We start from the raw sequence: 17,151 nt of genomic DNA, 5'->3' as shown, positions 1-17,151 counted from the left end.
ATTCCCGTTTCCACCGTCCGCGGGCACGTGGGACCGACATCGCCGATGTGGTCCGCACGCGTTTCGATCACGATAGGGTTGGCGATCATGGCGCGGCGTGTCACCGGGAATCTTCCCGCCGAGGTCACCAGTTTCGTCGGCCGCCGCGACGAACTGGCCACCGCGAAACGGCTGCTGCCCGCGACCCGGGTGCTGACTCTGCTCGGCCCGGGCGGCGTGGGCAAGACGCGGCTGTCGCGACAGGTCGGCGCGGCGATGGCGCGCGCCTTCCCGGACGGGGTGTGGCTGGTCGAACTGGCCGATGTGCACGATCCCGATCTGGTCACCCTCAGCGTCGCCGAGGCGTTGGATCTGCGCGACGACACCACGGCGCCGCTGGACCGGCTCACCGAATTCCTCGCCAGCAAACGACTCCTGCTGATCCTGGACAACTGCGAACATCTCATCGACGCGTGCGCGACCCTGGTCGCCCATCTCGTCGCCGCCACCCCCGAGGTGCGGGTGCTGGCCACCAGCCGCGAGGTGCTGGGCATACCCGGTGAGCAGGTGATGCCGATTCCGCCGCTGTCGGTCGCCGACGTCGACAGCGATGCGATGCGGCTGCTGGTGGAGCGGGCGACCGCCGCGAATCCGGATTTCACCTTCACCCCCGCCAACCGCGACACCCTCGCCGCGATCTGCCAACGCCTCGACGGCATCCCGCTGGCGCTGGAACTGGCGGCATTGCGGTTCCGGGTATTCACGCCCGAGCAGATTCGCGACCGGCTCGACGACACCATGGACCTGCTCAGCGCCGGACCACGCACCGCACCGCAGCGTCAGCAGACCATCGAGGGTGCGATCCGCTGGAGCTACGAACTGTGCACACCCGCGGAACAGCAGCTGTGGCAACAGTTGTCGGTCTTCGCCGGCGGTTTCGACATCGAGGCCGCCGAGGCCGTGTGTCAGCTGCCACCGGGGCCACAGGGACTGCTCGACGCGCTGACCGGTCTGGTCGACAAGTCGGTGCTGCGATTGCGCTACGACGCTGCCGCGCCGCGCTATTCGATGCTGGAACCGATCCGGCAGTTCGGCCAGGACCGCCTCGTCGCGCACGGTGACGAGCGCCGGGTGCGGGCCCGCCACCGCGACCACTACCGCGGGCTGGCCCTGCGCGGGCAGACCGCGTACTGGAGTTCCGACGATCTGGCGTGGTTCCGCGAATTGGCGCGCGAACACGCCAATCTGCGCTCGGCCCTGCAATTCTCGATGCTCGACGCACCGCAGCTGGCGATGGAGACCGCGACCGTGCTGCGCCCGTTCTGGGAGCATTACCGGTTCCTCTCCGAGGGGTATCGGTGGCTGACCGACGCCCTGGCCCGGAATCCGGAACCGAGCTGGGAACGAGCGCGCGCACTGTCGTCGGCGGCCTCGTTGGCGGCACTGCTGTCGGATCGGGAGTCGGCGGCGCGGCTGGCGAGCGAATGCGTCACCGTCGCCACCGATCTGGGCGCGTCCGACATCCTCGCCGAGGCGGAACTGGACGCGGCACTGATCGATTTCACCGACGCCGATACCGCGGGTGCGCTGCGCCGCTCCGAGGAGGCGGTCCGGCTGGCCCGCGCCACCGAGCATCACGCCACCGAAATGGACAGTCTCGCTTTCGGTTTCATGTGCGCGACCCTGCTGGAGGAGCCCCGATCGACCGAGATGGCCCACGAATTCCAGGTGCTCACCCAGCGCTACGGCCCGCATATGCTGGGTGGGCTGGCGTTGTGGACGCTCGGCATCGATCAGTGGCGGCTCGGCGATCAGGACGCCGCCGACGACTACCTCGGACGCGCGATCGAGGAATTCGCGCTGTTCGACCGATGCGTATGGCTGGCTTCGGGTTTCGACGGCATGGCATGGTCGGCCGCCGCCCGTGGCGATGTGGAACGGTCGGCGCGGCTGATGGGCGCGGCCGAGACGCTGCAGCGCAGCACGGTGCGCCTGGCCCATACGATCACCAGCGCGGTGGGCGAAAAGGTGCGCGACGAGGTGCGGAACGCGCTGGGCGACAGCGGTTTCCGCGCCGCCTATGACGCGGGGGCCGCGATGACACTACCGGCGGCGATCGATTTCGCCCTGGGCCGCGGGCCCGCCGCCGAGGAACCACCGGCCCCGCCCGCGCGCCCCACGCCCGTCGACACCGCGGCACTGTCGCTGCTCACCCGCCGGGAGAAGGATGTGGCGCGGCTCGTCGCCGCCGGACACAGCAACAAACGCATCGCGGCCGATCTGGTGATCTCGGTGCGCACGGCCGAGACCCATGTCGAGCACATCCTGACCAAACTCGGCTTCACCTCACGGACCCAGATCGCGGGGTGGGCGCGCGATCACGGGTTGTAGCCGGCCACGACCTGCGGCCGGCGCGGCCCGGAGACGACGGTGGCCGCCGCACCCTCGTGGGGCGCGGCGGCCACCGCGGCGTCGGCGCGAAAGGATCAGCGCGCGTTCACAATCCGTTCCGCAGGAAATCGATCACGGCGCGATCGAACGGCCCACCGAATTGCCGAGCAGGTGCGCGGTGTCGATGCCGAGTTCGTCCAGCAGGCCCAGGACCGCGTCGACGGCGATCCGCAGATAGTTGCCGTCGTAGGTTTCGGGCCGTTCACTGGCGCCGAATCCCGGCTGATCCAGCACCAGGCAGCGGAAGTGCGGAGCCAGCGCCTCGAGATTGGCGCCGAAGTTGGCCCAGCCCGAACCCCGGCGCCGGAACCGTGCAACAGCACCAGCGGCGCACCGGAACCCGCCTCGTGGTACCGCAGTTTCACGCCGTCGACGGTGACCCAGCGGGTGGTCTCCTCGGCAGTGAAACCCATCAGACCATCCGCTCCGTGACCTCGACACCCATCTCACCCTGACCGTACATCGCCAGCGCTCGCTCGACATCGTTGATCACGTGCGCGTTGCCGGCGTGGGCGTCGCGCCAGTTGCGTTCGATCACATTGGGTTTGCGGATCGAGTGGCCGCCGGAGTTCTCGAACAGCAGATCGATCGCGTAGATCGCGCGTTCGGTGCCGCGCACCTGATCGCGGCGGGTGCGCAACCGGAGCTCGTACGGAATCTCCTCGCCCGCTTCGGCATAGCGCAGCTGCTCGGTGATATTGCGTTCCTGCTGCAGGATGGCCGCGTCGATCTCCGAAGCGGCACGTGCGATCCGCACCTGCGCGAACGGATCCTCGGCCACCTTCTGCCCGCCGTAGGACAGCCGGACCCGCTCGCGCTGACGCCGCAGATGCGACTCGTAGGCGCCCTGCGCGGCGCCGATGATCGGCGCGGTGATGGTGTTGGAAAACACGCTGGCGAACGAAATGCGGTACAGCGCAGCGGTGTTCACCTCCTGCCCGGGGCCCACGAGCGCGGACTGATCGGCGGCGCTGTACGCGCGATACGCCGGGATGAAGGCCTTCTCGACGATGATGTCGTTACTTCCGGTGCCCGACAGGCCCGATACATGCCAGACGTCCTCGATGCGGTAGTCGGTGCGCGGCACCAGCACCGTCAGGTAATCGGCTCCGCCCTGATCGTTCGGCACCACCGCGCCCAGGAACGCCCAGTCGGCATGATCGCAACCGGAGGAGAAACTCCACCGGCCACTCATCTCGAAGCCGCCGTCGACCGGAGTCAGCTTGCCGGTGGGCGCATACGACGAGGAGACCAGCGTGTCGGGATCCTCACCCCACACATCCTGCTGGGCGCGCGGGTCGAACAACGCCAGCTGCCACGGATGCGCACCCAGCACCGAGGCCACCCACGCGCTCGACGGGCAGACGGTCGCGATCGCGCGAATCACCTCGTAGAAGGCGACCGGCGACTCCTCCGCACCGCCGAAGCGGCTCGGCTGCAACATCCGGAACACGCCCGCCTCGGTCAGCGCGCGGATCGTCTCGGCAGGCACCCGCCGCTCCTGCTCGGCCGTCACCGCCCGTTCCCCGATCGCCGGGAGCAGGTCCCGCACCCGATCGAGCACCTTGTTCGCCATTGCCGGTGTTCCTCCCTGCCTCTGCGCTGTCACGCACTGGGTCGATGCCTCGACGGTAGGGGCGGGCTGGAGTGGCGGGCCCGAGAAGTCCCGATCATCGGAATGCAGGTGCCGAGACCCCGCCAGAGCGAAGCGCGGGCCGAAACCCAACTCCACTCAGCGAAACGCCGCGCCCGCTGACCGGGACTTCGCGCGGGCACCTTGCAATCCACTCGTCATGGTGTGTGAACGGCGTCACGTTCGTGGGTGGCGCACGCGAGGAGGAAGAGTCGATGCGGGTCCTGATCACCGGAGTCACCACACCCACCGGTCGCGCGGTGGCGCGCATGCTGGCGGCCGCCGGGCACGACGTCGCCGGAGCGGACCGGGTTCGGCACCGGTATGTGGATCCGCGGATCGAGGTGCATATCGCCGATCCCGGCAGTGCCGGCGCCTACCGCGGCATCGTGGACGGCTGCGACGTGGTGCTGGACGTTTCGGACGGACCGGTCGCGGCGGTTGCCGCCGCGGCGCAGGAGGCGGGTGCCCGGCTGGTAGTACTCGCCTCGCCCGAGCGGGAGAGCCTGGCGCGCACAGCCATTGCGGCCACCGGCGCGCGGGCGCTGCTGGTTCGTCCCGCCTTGGTGGCCGGTCGGCGCACCACGGAGGGAAGCCGCGCGGTGGTCCGGACACTGCTGAACGCGAGCGGCTCTCAGCGGATTCCGCTGGTGCACACCGACGACGTGGAACGCTTCCTGGTACTGGCTGCGATTTCCGATCGCATCGGCGCGGTGGACCTCGTTGCGCCCGAGCTTGTTTCCGGTTCACAGGCGCGGACGATGCTGCGGGAAGCCGGTCTGCGGATTCCGCCTCGCGTCCCGGGCACCGGCGGAGTTCGCCTGCGGGATCTCGACCCCGCTGCGGCACAGCATGATTGGGATTTCCGTTACGGCTGGACCGGCACCGAAGTGGTCGAGGACATGGCGCGTGGCCTGGTCGGCCGCCGCGCGCACGGCACCGGCTTCCGCGCCCGCCGCGGCGCGATCCCGCTGACCGACTATGTGATTCCCGCCCGCGCGAAGACTTCCGACGGGCATCCGCTGGAGGTGGCCGCGCCGCAGGGGCTGGAGGGCGAATTCGACGATCGCGTCGACCCGCGCATTCCCGTGCACACCGCCACCAACACCTCCGAGGCGCTGCCCGGCCCGATGAGCCCACTCACCATCGACCTGCAGGCGGGGGCCATCCGGCTCGCCAATGCCGCGATGGGTCAGATGATCGCCCTCGAGGGCATCGCCCTCGAGCATTGGACCAGCCGCGTCACCTCGGTGCTCGGCCACCACATCTTCATCAACGCCTCGATCGGCGTCCTCGCCGCTGACAATATGCCGGGCTGGGACGAGGACAGCATCCGCCGCGACGTGTACGGCGCCATCCCGCCCGAGGTCCCGTTGCAGCCCCAGGGCCGTCCGCCGATGCCGACCGGACTGGGCAGCACCTGGGGGACGGCCAAGGCCACCGGCCGGGTGCTGGCGACGGCACTGCGCTTCGGCACCACCACCGAAACGATCAACGCCGCCTCACATCGGGAGGCACTGTCCCGCAACGACATCGAGAAGCTGACCGATGCCCGGCTGCATGCGCGGGCACTGCTGTGGCGGGATCGGCTCAATCAGTCGTGGGCGGCGGCCTCCATCGGCGTCATGCTGGTCGGCGCCGCGACCGCCATGCACGCACGCGGCAAAGACGACCCGGACGTTCCGATCGATGTGAACCGCCTCGAATCGGCGCGACCGATGCTGGCGGTGGAACGGCTGGCCGCGGTCTGCCGCGCGGAACCCGCCGTGCACGAGGCCGCCCGGGCGGGCGACGTCGCCCTGGCCCGCAGCCGCTCGCCGCGCTTCGCGCAGGCCTTGGACGCCGAGCTGGCGGTAGTCGGCCATCGCGGGCCGGGCGAATGCGAATTTCTCAACCCGACCTTCGGCGACCGCCCCGAGTTGCTGGTCACCGCCGCGGCCCGGGCCGCGGAACTCCCGGCGCCGAAGCGCGACGCGGTCGCCGAGCCGACCGCCCGCACCGCGCGGATGGCCGTCGGCGCCACGGTCTCGCGGGAACGTGTCCGCGATGCGGTGGTGCGGTATACGAACTGCCTGCGCATGGCGGCCCGCGAGCTGGCGGCGCGCCTGGTCGACCGGCACGAACTCAACAATGTCGACGACGCCTGGTTCCTCACGCTGGACGAATTGCTGTGGGCCCCGGCGGATCTGAAGGATCGCGTGGCACGCCGACGCGAAGAGCGGGTGCGGCTGCAGGCGGTGCGGATGCCGGATCTGGTGGTCGGCCGCTGGGAACCGCAGCCGGTCTCGGGTGCGCTCGCCGTCGGCGAGAGCCTCACCGGCACCGGAGTGAGCGCCGGTGTCGTGGAGGGCACGGTGAAACTGGTGCTGAGCTCCGACGACGATATCGAGCCCGGCGACATCCTGGTCGCCTCTGTCACCGATACCGGCCATACCGCGATGTTCGCCTACGCCGCCGCGGTGGTCACCGATATCGGCGGCTCGGCCTCGCATGCGGCCATCGTGGCCCGCGAGTTCGGCATTCCGTGCGTGGTGGACACCAAGACCGCCAGCACGGGTCTGTCCGACGGTCAGCGGGTTCGGGTCGACGGCGCCGCCGGAACCGTGACGCTACTGGCCGACGCCGACGCCTGAGGCTCGCCGAAACGACGCCGCGCGAACGAATCCCGCGGCTCAGGACGTGGTCCGTCGTCGATCCGGCGGACCTCGAGGAAAGGAACACCACCCGTGCCGATTTCGCATGTCCTGCGGGGGTCGGTGGCCGGTTTGGCCGCCGCGCTCATCGCCGTCCTCCCCGCCGCGACCACCCCGGCGTTCGCCGCGCCGCCACTGGTCCACACCTCGCCGGCCACCTCGGATCAGCAACAGTCCCTGGGCATTTCCGCACCCAACGCCCGCGATATCGGTGGCTATCCGACGCAGCACGGAGGCGGGAAGATTCGGTTCGGCCTGGTCTACCGCTCCGACGCGCTCAACCGGCTGACACCGGCGGATCAGCAGAAGCTGGCCTCGCTGCAGATCGGCAAGGCCATCGACTTCCGCAGCCCGAACGAGATGAAGGCCGCCCCGGATCAGCTGCCGTCGTCGATCCCCTACAGCGCGCAGTCGGTCTGGGATCCGAACAACGATTTCTATCTCATGGTGTCGAGCATCATCGCCGGCGGACCGCAGGTGCAGCAGGACAAGCTCGGCGACGGGAAGGCCGCGCAGATCATGCGCGACTACTACCGCTGGCTGGTCACCGACGGTTCGGCCCGGGCGCAGTTCGCTTCGGCGCTGAAGGAGATCGCGAACTCCCCGAATGCGGTGCTCTACCATTGCACCTCCGGTAAGGACCGCACCGGCTGGATGACCGCGATCCTGATGTCGGCGCTGGATGTGCCCAAGGGCCAGATCTACAAGGACTACCTGGCGTCCAACGACTATCTGGCCGCGAGCAACAAGGCACAGATGGATGCGCTGGTGCAGCGGGGTCTGGTCACCGATCCGTCGCTGTTCGAACCGATTCTGGGTGTCCAGGCCGATTATCTGGACGCCTCCTTCGACCAGGTCCAGCAGTCCTACGGCTCCTTCGATCGGTTCCTGTCCGACGGCTTGGGCGTGGACTCGGCGACGGTCGACGCCCTGAAGGCCAAGTTGCTGGACAAGCCGGGCCGCTGAGCCCACCCGCACCCGACCACCGGCACGCCGCGCTCACCGTCGAGCGCGGCGTCCCGCCGAGGAGAGGCAGACCATGCCGGATCACGCGGTGACGCCACGATCGTCGACCGAGATCACCCGCTACGACCTGGACACCGACGTGCTGGTCGTCGGATACGGATGCGCCGGTGCCGCAGCGGCATTCGAAGCCGCGCGCACGGGAGCGCGAGTCCTGGTGCTCGATCGCGCGGGCGGTCCGGGCGGCTCGTCGGCGATGTCGGGCGGTGAGATCTACCTCGGCGGGGGCACCCCGATCCAAACCGCCTGCGGCTTCGACGACACCCCGGCCGATATGGCCGCCTACCTGACCGCCGCCCTCGGCCCCGGCGCCGACACCGCGAAGATCGCCGACTACTGCGAGCACAGTGTCGAGCATTTCCACTGGCTGGTCGACCGCGGCGTGCCGTTCGCACCGTCGCTCTGGGATGCCCCGGCGTGGGTGCCGCCCACCGACGACGGCCTGATGTGGCTCGGCGAGAACAGCTGGCCCTTCACCGAGATCGCCCGTCCCGCCCCGCGCGGGCATCGGCCCACCGCCAACGACTTCGGCGGTCGCCTGCTGATGCAATGCCTCAGCGCGGCGACCGAATCGGCCGGTGTGACATCCCTTTTCGACACCGCCGCCACCGCGCTGATTCTCGCCGGCGACGGCACGGTCACCGGCGTGGTCGCCCGGCAGTACGGCCGCGAACTGACGATTCGAGTCCGGCGCGGATGTGTCCTCACCACCGGCGGATTCGTCGACAACGACGAGATGCTCGCCGCGCACGCCCCGCTGCTGCTCGGCCATACCAAGGTCAGCGCCGGTACCGACGACGGCAGCGGCATCCGCATGGCGCAGGCCGCGGGTGCGGCGGTGCGGCACATGTCGACGGGGCAGGTGGGGATTTCCCTGATTCCCGGACTGGCAGCGCGCGGAATCGTGGTGAACGACAAGGGACAGCGCTTCGTCAACGAGGACACCTATCCGGGCCGCATCGGCCAGGCGGCGTTGTTCACGCAGGGTATGCGGGTGTGGGTGGTGGTCGACGAGGAAGCGTTCGAGGCCGTGCCGGAAGAACAACGCTGGGGTGTGCAGCCGACCCATCTGGCCGAAACCGCCGACGAACTCGGCGCCGCGATGGATCTGCCGCCGGGCGCATTGGCGGCCACACTGTGCCGCTACAACGAATTCGCCGCTGCCGGAACGGATCCCGACCAACACAAGGCGGCGCGGTGGTTACGTCCGCTGCGCGCCCCGCTGGCGGCCATCGATGTGCGCGCCGGCATTCGCCCGCCCGCCGAAGCCGGCGACCGCCGCGGCACCGGCGCCTCGGTGTTCACGCTCGGCGGTTTGCACACCGACAGGCACGGCCGGGTCCTGGATATCGATGGCGCCGTCATGCCCGGACTGTTCGCCGCCGGCCGCGCGGCGGTCAATCTGCACGGGCAGGGATATATCAGCGGGACGTCGCTCGGTGACGGGACGTTCTTCGGCCGCCGCGCGGGAATTGCCGCGGCGCAGGGTTAGTCACGATCATCGGACCCCTGCGCTGCCGGCGCACCGGTCTACGCCTGTTGCGCCGCCACGACCACCTCGTGCCGATTGCTCCGGTGCGACCGACGGTATTCGCTCGGTGACACACCCACCTCACGCCCGAAGTGGGCGCGCAGATTCGCCGCACTGCCCAGGCCACAGCGCTCGGCCACCACGTCGACGGCGAGGTCGGTGGTTTCCAGCAATTCTCGCGCTCGGATGATGCGCTGGGTGAGCAGCCAGCGCAGCGGGGTCGTGCCCAGTTCGGCATGGAATCGCCGGGCCAGGGTGCGCTCGCTGAGTCCGCTGTGCCGGGCCAGGTCACCGACGGTCAGTACGGTGTCGAGCCGGGTGAGCGCCCACTGCAGGGTCGCGGCCACGCCCGGATCGGCCGCGTCGACCGGCACCGGATTCCGCAGATACTGCGCCTGCCCGCCCGCGCGGTGCGGCGGCACCACCAGTCCGCGCGCGGCGGCATTGGCGACGCGGGAGCCGAGGTCCTTGCGGATCAGGTGGATACACAGATCCATCCCGGCCATGGTTCCCGCGCTGGTGAGAATCTGCCCGTCGTCGATGTAGAGCACGCTCGCGTCGACATCGAGGTGCGGATACCGTTCCAGCAGGGCCGGGACATGCTTCCAGTGTGTGGTCATGCGACGCCCGTCGAGCAGACCGGCCGCCGCGAGAACGAAAGCGCCCGAACACAATGCGGCGATGCGCGCTCCCGCCTCGTAGGCCGCGCGCACGGCCGCCACCAATTCGGCGGGTGGCTCCGCGCGCACGTTCGGGGTCGCCGGGACGACCACGGTGTCGGCCGCGATCAGATCGTCGTAGTCGTAATCGGTCAGCGTGACGAACGGATCGCGCAGCGTCGCATGCCGGGTGCCGCGGGGGCCGCACATGCGCAGTCGATACCACTGCTCGGCGTCGACCCCGGGCGGCGGTTCGAAGAACACCTGGTACGGGATCGCGACCTCGAACACCGGCTGACCCGGCGCCACCGCGACCGCCACTGTTCCGGCGTGTCCGGATTCGCGCATCACCTCGGCAGTCATGTCGGAAATCTAGCGCATGTTGGCGAATCTGCCACTCGATCCGATGGTTCTGCGACTGAATAGTTGCATACATGACAATTACGGCCAATGTTCGCGCGGATACGCCGATCACCCGATCGCCGCGGCGGTGGCGGATTCTGGCGGTGGCGAGCGTCGCGCAATTTCTCGCGATTCTCGACCTCTTCGCAGTCACCGTCGCCTTCCCGACCCTGCAGACCTCCTTCGCCGGCGCCTCTCCGAACACCGTGTCGTGGGTGCTCAACGCCTACACGATCGTGATGGCCGCACTGCTGGTTCCCGCGGGCCGTCTGGCCGACGACACCGGCCGCCGACGTGGATTCCTCATCGGGATGACACTTTTCGGCGTGGCCTCGATCGGCTGCGCGGTCGCGCCGACACTGGTGGTCTTGATCGCCGCGCGGGTCGTGCAGGCCGCGGCGGCGGCGCTGCTGGTTCCGACCGGCCTCGGACTCGTGTTGCCCTCCTTCGACGTTCGTGAACATCCGACGGTGATGGGGATCTGGACCGCGATCGCCGCGGCGGGCGCCAGTAGCGGCCCGGTGATCGGCGGTCTGCTGCTCGAATGGGGGTGGCGGTGGATCTTCTGGCTGAACGTGCCGATCACGATGGCGGCGCTCGCTGTCGGATGGCGGGTACTGCCCGACATCCGGGCGCGGGTGCGGCGCCGGCTCGACCTGCTCGGCGCCGCACTGATTCTCGGCGCCACCGCGGCACTGACGACCGTCTTCGTTCAAGCCGCAGCGTGGGGCTACGGGTCGGCGGCCACGGTCGCGACACTGGCCGCAGCGGTCGCACTCGCGGCGGCCTTCACCTACCACGTGCGACACCATCCCGATCCGGTGGTGAGCCCGGCTGTGTTGCGGCACAGCATGTTTCGCATCGCCACCCTCGGCGTGTTCTGCTACTACCTGGCCTTCGCGGCCCTCTTGCTCTCGGGCACCCTGTATCTCACCGCGCAGTGGCACTACTCCGAACTGGGAGCCAGCCTGGGGATCGCACCGATTCCGATCAGCTGCCTGCTGGTGTCACCACTGTCCGGCCGCCTCGTCGCTCGCATCGGCGCCCGTGCCTCCGCCGCGCTGGGTGGGCTCGCCATCGCGGCGGGCGCGGGGTGGTGGATCGCTCTGAGCGCTTGCGGCGCTTCGTATCCGCTGGTCTTCCTGCCGGGAGCCGTGCTCGCGGGCGTCAGTACGGCCCTGCTGCAACCGCCGCTGTTCGGCGCCTCGTCGTTGCTGCCGCCGGATCAACTGTCCCTGGGTTCGGGCACGTTGATGATGGCGCGCCAGACCGCGTCGGCACTCGGCGTCGCCGTGCTGACCGCGATCCTCACCCGCACCGCGGGCTACGACCTCGCCGATTTCCGCGCCGGCTGGCTCTATATGGCGGCGATGGGATTGCTGGCCGCGGCAGCGGGGTGGGCGTTCCGTCCGCGCACATGACCGGATCCGACAGTGATCCGTCGTTGCGATCGCCACGGGGCAACCCAGAGGATGGGAGCCATGTCATCGAAGCATCGTGTGGTTATCGCGGCCTTTCCGGACGTGGATCTGCTCGACGTCACCGGACCGGCGGAGGTGTTCGCACTAGCCAATCGGGAGAGCGGCGGTAGCGCCGACTACGAGGTGTTACTGGCGGGACCGGAGGGAGGTGTGGTGCGCACCTCGGCCGGCATCCGGCTGGTCACCGATCTGGCCTTCGACGACATCGACTCGGGCGTGGACACTCTCATCGTGCCGGGCGCGGTGGATCCGGCGCCGTCCGGCCCGCTCGCCCGCGTCGACGACGAGGTGGTTCGCTGGCTGCGCGAGGTCGCGCCGCGCACCGGCCGGATCGCCTCGGTCTGTGTGGGTGCGCATCTGCTGGCGGCCGCCGGACTGCTGGACGGGAAAACGGCCACCACCCATTGGTCGACGGCCGGACAGCTGGCCGCGGACCATCCGGCGGTCGTGGTGGATCCGGATCCGATCTTCGTGCGTGCGGGCCGGGTGTGGACCGGCGCCGGAATCAGTGCCTGCCTGGATCTCGCCATGGCGCTGGTCGCCGACGACCACGGCGAGGATCTGGCGTTGTCGGTGGCCCGCCAACTCGTCGTCTACCTGCGCCGGCAGGGCGGCCAGAGTCAGTTCAGCGTGCCGTTGAGCCGTCCGTCACCGGCCCGCCGCGATATCGAACAACTGCGTACCTACATCGCGGAAAATCTCGACGACGATTTGTCCGCCGCCGCACTGGCGAGCCGAATGTGCCTGAGCGAGCGGCATTTCGCGCGGGTGTTCCGGCAGGAGATGGGGCTCACCGTGGCCGCCTACGTCGAAGCCGCGCGCGTCGAGTCGGCCCGGCGGTTGCTGGAAACCAGCGACTTCCCGCTATCGCGCGTAGCCCGGTCCGCCGGACTGGGTTCGGTGGAGACCCTGCACCGGGCGTTCCTGCGACGGCTGGGTACCAACCCCGGCGCGTACCGCCGGCGGTTCCGCACCTCCGCCTGATCTTCCCTGCGACGACCGGACCGGGCGACCGCCCGGCCCGGCGCTCCGTCATGCCCGAAAAAGACTGTCCTCCAAGGAAAGAAGGTAGTCATGACCGCCGTCGCGACTGACATCATGGACCGATGGCGATCGGAACCGTGAAATTCTTCCGTCCGGCGAAGGGTTGGGGCGCGATCGCCGCGGCGGAAACTCCCGGACGGCTGCGACGCCTGGGTGCACTTCAGCGCTATCGAGGGCGAGGGCTTTCGAGAGCTGGCCGCGGGCGATCGCGTGGAATTCGACTACGAGTCCGCACAACAGGACCGCTTTCGATACCGGGCCACGTGGGTGCGGCGCATCGACGTGGACGGTCACCGCAGGTCAGCGGAGGGTTAGCCGGGGTTCAGACCCGGCCAGCCGTAGTGCGGTCGGCCGGTGACGGCGCCGGCGCGGGCCATCGGCGGGTTCGGTGCGGGGACGGCCGGGGTCCGGGCGCCGAGTTGCCGGCGCATCTCGTCCATGTCGAGCCAGCGGATCTGCTGGATGACCTCTTCCAGTTGGGCGGCGGTCCGGAAGCCCGGATCGGAGTAGACGAGCAAGCCCTCGCGGAAGGCGACGAGGGTCGGCAAGCTGGTGATCTGGGCGGCGGCGGTAAGGGCCTGCTCGGCCTCGGTGTCCACGGTGGCGTGCACGATCTCCGGGTGCGCGGCCGCGGATTCGGCGAAGATCGGAGCGAAGCGGGTACACCAGCCGCACCAGGAGGCCCAGAAGTCGACGAGCACGATCGCATGGCTCGCGATCACCTGCTCGAAGTTCTGCTGGGTCAACGGTTGGGTGGGCATGGGTTCCTCCCGGCGTCGGCCATCGTCGATTCCGGATTCTCCCATGGATCGCCGGTCACAGCAGGGTTCGAGCCGGCGGCTCATCGAGCGCTGTCGGGCGGCGGCCCGGCTGAGTATCGTGGAGTCATGGGTATGGGCGACCACCCGCAACGAACACCGCTCTACGGCGTGGTGCTGCTGTTGGGCGTTCTGTTCCTGGGTATCTGGGTGCACGAGCTGCCGTATGTCGGCCTGCAGGTCCTGGCCTACATCCTGCTCATCATGATTGCCGCACCCGCCTTCGTGATGACCTTCCGCGACTATTCGCGGTGAGGGCCTTCACCACCCGGTGACCAGAGCGGCTCGCAACATCGTCAGCTCCTCGGCCGTCAGCCCGTGCTCGCGCAGCCAGCGGGCGGCACCGCCGTGGTCGCGGCGCAGGTCGTCGAGGAACCGCAGCATCACGGCCGCTTCGACAGCCAGGATCCCGGTGCTCGTCGGCGGCAGCCCCGCATAGGAGTTCAGCGCGTCGAGCCGGTTGCGGACCCGCGTCATCCGCTCGTTGGTGAGGGCGTAGTCCGCGGCGATCACCTCCGGCGCCACCCCCACCGCATCGAGCAGTACCGCCGCCAATACTCCGGTGCGATCCTTACCTGCCGCGCAATGGAATACGACCGCCTGCCGGTTGGCATCGGCGACCAGCCGCGCCGCGGCGACGATCTCCTCCGGACTGCCGGCGAGCAGCTGTCCGTACAGCTGCGCCAGATCCACGCGGGTCTTGTCCGGCACCAGATCCCGTGCGGCGAGCGAGGATTGCGCCGATTTGCGGACCGGAAGGTTCACCTTCTCGATCGCCGCGGTGGCCAGGAGGCCGTAGCCTTCCCGCTCCACCTCGTCGGGTAGCCGCAGGTCGATCAGGGTGCGCATCCCGACCGAGCCCAGGAGCAACGCCACATCCGCCTCGGTCGCTTGCTGCAGGGTGCTCGACCGCAGCGCCACGCCGAATCGCGTCGTACCGCCGCCGACCGGCAGCCCGCCGAGATCGCGGACGTTGTCGATTTCCTCGAAGTCGACCCAGCGCCGGGTCGCGTCGAATTCCCGGACGATCGGATTACTCGGCACGGCCGGCCGCCGCTTCGTCGGCACGGCTGAGTCCGCACAACCCGATCAGATCTTCGTGCAGTTCGAACCACACGGTGTGATAGCTGTCCATGATCGGCCGCGCCACCCAGGCGTGGTCACCGTCGGCGATCCGCTCGACGGCCGTCTCCAGCCGTTCGCGGTACCGGGCCAGCCGCGGCGCGATCGATCCCAGCCGCTCGGCCAGCGGCCGCACCCGGGTGTGCAGGTCGGTGAGCCGGTCCAGCACCGCCGCATCGTATTCGGCGTCGCCGTGGTCGTTGGGTGTGGCCGCATCCTTCGTCTGCCATGCGGTCACGATCTGCTTCAGCTCCGCGTTGACCACGCAGAAGTCCTCGTAGGCGGCGGTCATGGCGGCGGTGTCGACCCCGCCGCGTTCGGCGGTCAGCAACTCGGCCAGGCGATTTCGCCCATCGGGTGTCAACCGCACACCCGCGGGCGTGTCGGCGCACAAACCGCCGGCCACCAGATCCGCGCAGCGCGCGCTCACCTCGTCCGCGTCGCCGCCCAGGCTCGCGGCCACCGCGTCACCGCGCACCCGGCCCTTCACCCCGATCAGCCGCAGCAGTTCCAGTTCACTCACGGTTCGGACAACAGCTTCTGCCACAACGACTTCCGCGTCACCGGCGAGCGTCCCCGCGAGTTCATCGGGTGCCGCATTCGCCCATTCAGCGAGCCTGCGCACATCGTCGAGGACCGCGCCGTCCACATCTCCACCGGCGACCTCGCCCGCCCACACCACGCCGGCGCCGCCGTCGACGGTGACAGTGCGCCCCGCGAGCGCGTCCACGACACCCGGGCCGCATCCGACGACACACGGCCGCCCGAGTTCCCGGCTCACCAGAGCGGCATGCGAGGTGGTACCACCCAATTCGGTGACCACCGCACGGGCCGCGATCATGCCGGGCAGATCATCGGGACTGGTCGTCGGCCGGACGAGGACGACGTCCTCCCCCGCCGCCGCGCGCGCCTCGGCCTCGTCGGGGTCCGCGACCGCGACACCGAAAGCCAAACCAGGACAGGCCGATTCGCCGCGAGCCAGCGCTTCGCCCGCACCCGCCGCCGTGGTCGCGGGCTGCAGGACGACGCGAATCTGGTCGGCTCCGACCCGCCGCAGTGCCTCCTCCGGGGTGATCAGCCCTTCCTCCGCCATCGCCACAGCGGCCCGCACCGCCGCCCGCGCCGAACGCTTCGCCGGACGCGACTGCAGCATCCACAGCGTGCCCGATTCCACGGTGAATTCGATGTCCTGGATATCGCGCCCGTCGCGTTCGAGCAGGTCCGCGGCGGCGATCAGCCGGTCGTGCACCTGTGGCTGGGTGGCGGCGAGGTCGCTCAGCGGCCGCGGCGTGGTGCGGCCGGACACCACATCCTCGCCCTGCCCACCGACCAGCCATTCCCCGTAGGCCGGCCCGTCACCGGTGTTCGGGTTGCGGCTGAACAGCACGCCCGTGCCGGACGCGTCGTCGAGGTTGCCGAACACCATCGCCTGCACGGTGACCGCGGTGCCGAGGTCGTCGGACACGCCGCGGTTGCGTCGATACGCCTTGGCGCGCACCGAATCCCACGACCGGAACACCGCGGTGATCGCCGCGCGCAGCTGTTCCCACGGGTCCGCCGGCACCACGCCCTCGGGCGTCTGCAGCACCGTCTCGCGATATTGCGCCCGGAAGCGCCGATGCGTGTCGGCGGCATAGCCGGCGCTGCCGGTCGCCGCGGCGAGCGCCTGTTCGACGCCGTCGTTGATGCCGAGGTTGAGAACGGTGTCCATCATGCCGGGCATGCTCACGGCCGCGCCCGAGCGCACGGATACCAGTAGCGGTCGGCGGATCGAGCCGAAGGTGCGGCCGGTGCCGTGTTCGAGCATGGCGACGCCGTCGCAGACCGCACGCCAGATATCGTCGGCGATCGCGCCCCGCTCGGTGAAATCACGCCACGCGTCGGTGGTGAGCACGAATGCCGGGGGCACCGGCAACCCGAGCCCGCTCATGTGGTTGATACTCCAGGCCTTGCCACCTATCCGGTCCCGCGACAACGGGCAGTTGCCGTCCAGTCCGACGACGGTCTCGGATCGTTGGGCCAGCTCCGCACCCGCGGTCATGTCACTCCTTCGGTCCATCCATCGAGGCATCGAACCCCCTGCCGCCCCGGTCATCCTTCGAGAGTGCCGCCGACCGGCTCGGGCCAGTAGCGATGGTCCCGCTCAGTGGATGCCGGACCCGCCGGTGCGCGCGCGATACCACTGACCGGGACTCGCGGTGTGCGAACGGCCTGTGCGGCACCTGCCTGCGGCACCATGGGCCGTGGACCGCCCGACCGGCGGCCGGCGAGGTGTGTTCGACAGGGTATATCCGGACAGCGATGGTGTGCGAAGA

General features: G+C 69.6%; 13 protein-coding genes and 1 pseudogene. 8 read left to right on the top strand and 6 right to left on the bottom strand.

All coding sequences use genetic code 11. From position 1 onward, the window contains the following. Nucleotides 1-87: 87 nt before the first annotated feature. A complete protein-coding gene (locus NN2_RS20330) occupies nucleotides 88-2,370 on the top strand; it encodes a LuxR C-terminal-related transcriptional regulator (RefSeq protein ID WP_063015505.1) in 2,283 nt (760 codons plus the stop codon). A 132-nt stretch (nucleotides 2,371-2,502) separates the two neighbouring features. On the opposite strand, the gene NN2_RS36435 is transcribed toward NN2_RS20330, so the two are convergent. Together NN2_RS36435 and hsaA are read right to left on the bottom strand one after the other, a co-directional pair. After that, on the bottom strand, nucleotides 2,503-2,913 hold the full coding sequence (locus NN2_RS36435) for an alpha/beta fold hydrolase (protein ID WP_245658791.1): 411 nt from the start codon (nucleotides 2,911-2,913) through the stop codon (nucleotides 2,503-2,505). Next, on the bottom strand, nucleotides 2,843-4,006 hold the full coding sequence (hsaA, locus tag NN2_RS20325; protein WP_063015504.1) for a 3-hydroxy-9,10-secoandrosta-1,3,5(10)-triene-9,17-dione monooxygenase oxygenase subunit: 1,164 nt from the start codon (nucleotides 4,004-4,006) through the stop codon (nucleotides 2,843-2,845). Before hsaA ends, NN2_RS36435 begins: the two co-directional genes overlap by 71 nt. 272 nt (nucleotides 4,007-4,278) lie before the next feature. Here hsaA and NN2_RS20320 point away from each other — a divergent pair, with 272 nt between their 5' ends. From NN2_RS20320 to NN2_RS20310, 3 genes are all read left to right on the top strand, one after another. Continuing rightward, the gene (locus tag NN2_RS20320; RefSeq protein ID WP_146100999.1) at nucleotides 4,279-6,696 is read left to right on the top strand and encodes a PEP-utilizing enzyme; all 2,418 of its coding nucleotides are present in this window, start codon (nucleotides 4,279-4,281) and stop codon (nucleotides 6,694-6,696) included. 93 nt (nucleotides 6,697-6,789) lie between these two features. Beyond that, entirely contained in the window at nucleotides 6,790-7,722 is a 933-nt protein-coding gene (locus NN2_RS20315; RefSeq protein ID WP_082857132.1) for a tyrosine-protein phosphatase, read from the top strand. Between the two features lie 73 nt (nucleotides 7,723-7,795). Then, nucleotides 7,796-9,271 carry an FAD-dependent oxidoreductase gene (locus NN2_RS20310; RefSeq protein WP_063015502.1) on the top strand — a complete coding sequence of 492 codons (1,476 nt, stop codon included), beginning with the start codon at nucleotides 7,796-7,798 and terminating at the stop codon, nucleotides 9,269-9,271. Nucleotides 9,272-9,309: 38 nt separating this feature from the next. Here the strand turns inward: NN2_RS20310 and NN2_RS20305 are convergent, their stop codons facing one another. Then, a complete protein-coding gene (locus NN2_RS20305) occupies nucleotides 9,310-10,332 on the bottom strand; it encodes a GlxA family transcriptional regulator (protein WP_218022043.1) in 1,023 nt (340 codons plus the stop codon). A 71-nt stretch (nucleotides 10,333-10,403) separates the two neighbouring features. On the opposite strand from NN2_RS20305, the gene NN2_RS20300 reads away from it, so the two are divergent. The 3 genes from NN2_RS20300 to NN2_RS39115 all read left to right on the top strand — a co-directional run bounded on the left by NN2_RS20300 (nucleotide 10,404) and on the right by NN2_RS39115 (nucleotide 13,211). Continuing rightward, nucleotides 10,404-11,792, top strand: a complete 1,389-nt coding sequence (locus tag NN2_RS20300; RefSeq protein WP_104407839.1) for an MFS transporter — start codon at nucleotides 10,404-10,406, stop codon at nucleotides 11,790-11,792. 60 nt (nucleotides 11,793-11,852) lie between these two features. Further along, nucleotides 11,853-12,836, top strand: coding sequence for a GlxA family transcriptional regulator (locus NN2_RS20295; protein ID WP_063015501.1), 984 nt, complete (start codon nucleotides 11,853-11,855; stop codon nucleotides 12,834-12,836). 213 nt (nucleotides 12,837-13,049) lie between these two features. Then, nucleotides 13,050-13,211, top strand: a complete 162-nt coding sequence (locus tag NN2_RS39115; protein ID WP_369689966.1) for a cold shock domain-containing protein — start codon at nucleotides 13,050-13,052, stop codon at nucleotides 13,209-13,211. An 83-nt stretch (nucleotides 13,212-13,294) separates the two neighbouring features. Here the strand turns inward: NN2_RS39115 and NN2_RS20285 are convergent. Next, nucleotides 13,295-13,657 (bottom strand): annotated as a pseudogene (locus NN2_RS20285) (thioredoxin family protein); the annotation flags it as partial. 126 nt (nucleotides 13,658-13,783) lie between these two features. Between NN2_RS20285 and NN2_RS20280 the strand changes: the two are divergent. Continuing rightward, nucleotides 13,784-13,969, top strand: coding sequence for a hypothetical protein (locus NN2_RS20280; protein WP_063015500.1), 186 nt, complete (start codon nucleotides 13,784-13,786; stop codon nucleotides 13,967-13,969). A 6-nt stretch (nucleotides 13,970-13,975) separates the two neighbouring features. Here the strand turns inward: NN2_RS20280 and NN2_RS20275 are convergent, their stop codons facing one another. Together NN2_RS20275 and NN2_RS20270 are read right to left on the bottom strand one after the other, a co-directional pair. After that, nucleotides 13,976-14,782, bottom strand: coding sequence for a tyrosine-protein phosphatase (locus tag NN2_RS20275; RefSeq protein ID WP_063015499.1), 807 nt, complete (start codon nucleotides 14,780-14,782; stop codon nucleotides 13,976-13,978). Continuing rightward, nucleotides 14,748-16,877 carry a pyruvate, phosphate dikinase gene (locus NN2_RS20270; RefSeq protein ID WP_063015498.1) on the bottom strand — a complete coding sequence of 710 codons (2,130 nt, stop codon included), beginning with the start codon at nucleotides 16,875-16,877 and terminating at the stop codon, nucleotides 14,748-14,750. The genes NN2_RS20275 and NN2_RS20270 overlap by 35 nt, the downstream gene beginning before the upstream one ends. Nucleotides 16,878-17,151 lie beyond the last annotated feature (274 nt).

It is taken from the genome of Nocardia nova NBRC 15556, from assembly GCF_001613005.1.
Classification (GTDB): Bacteria; Actinomycetota; Actinomycetes; order Mycobacteriales; family Mycobacteriaceae; genus Nocardia; species Nocardia nova.
Note: the sequence above shows the minus strand (reverse complement) of the source record. Positions and strands in the feature narration are given on the sequence as shown.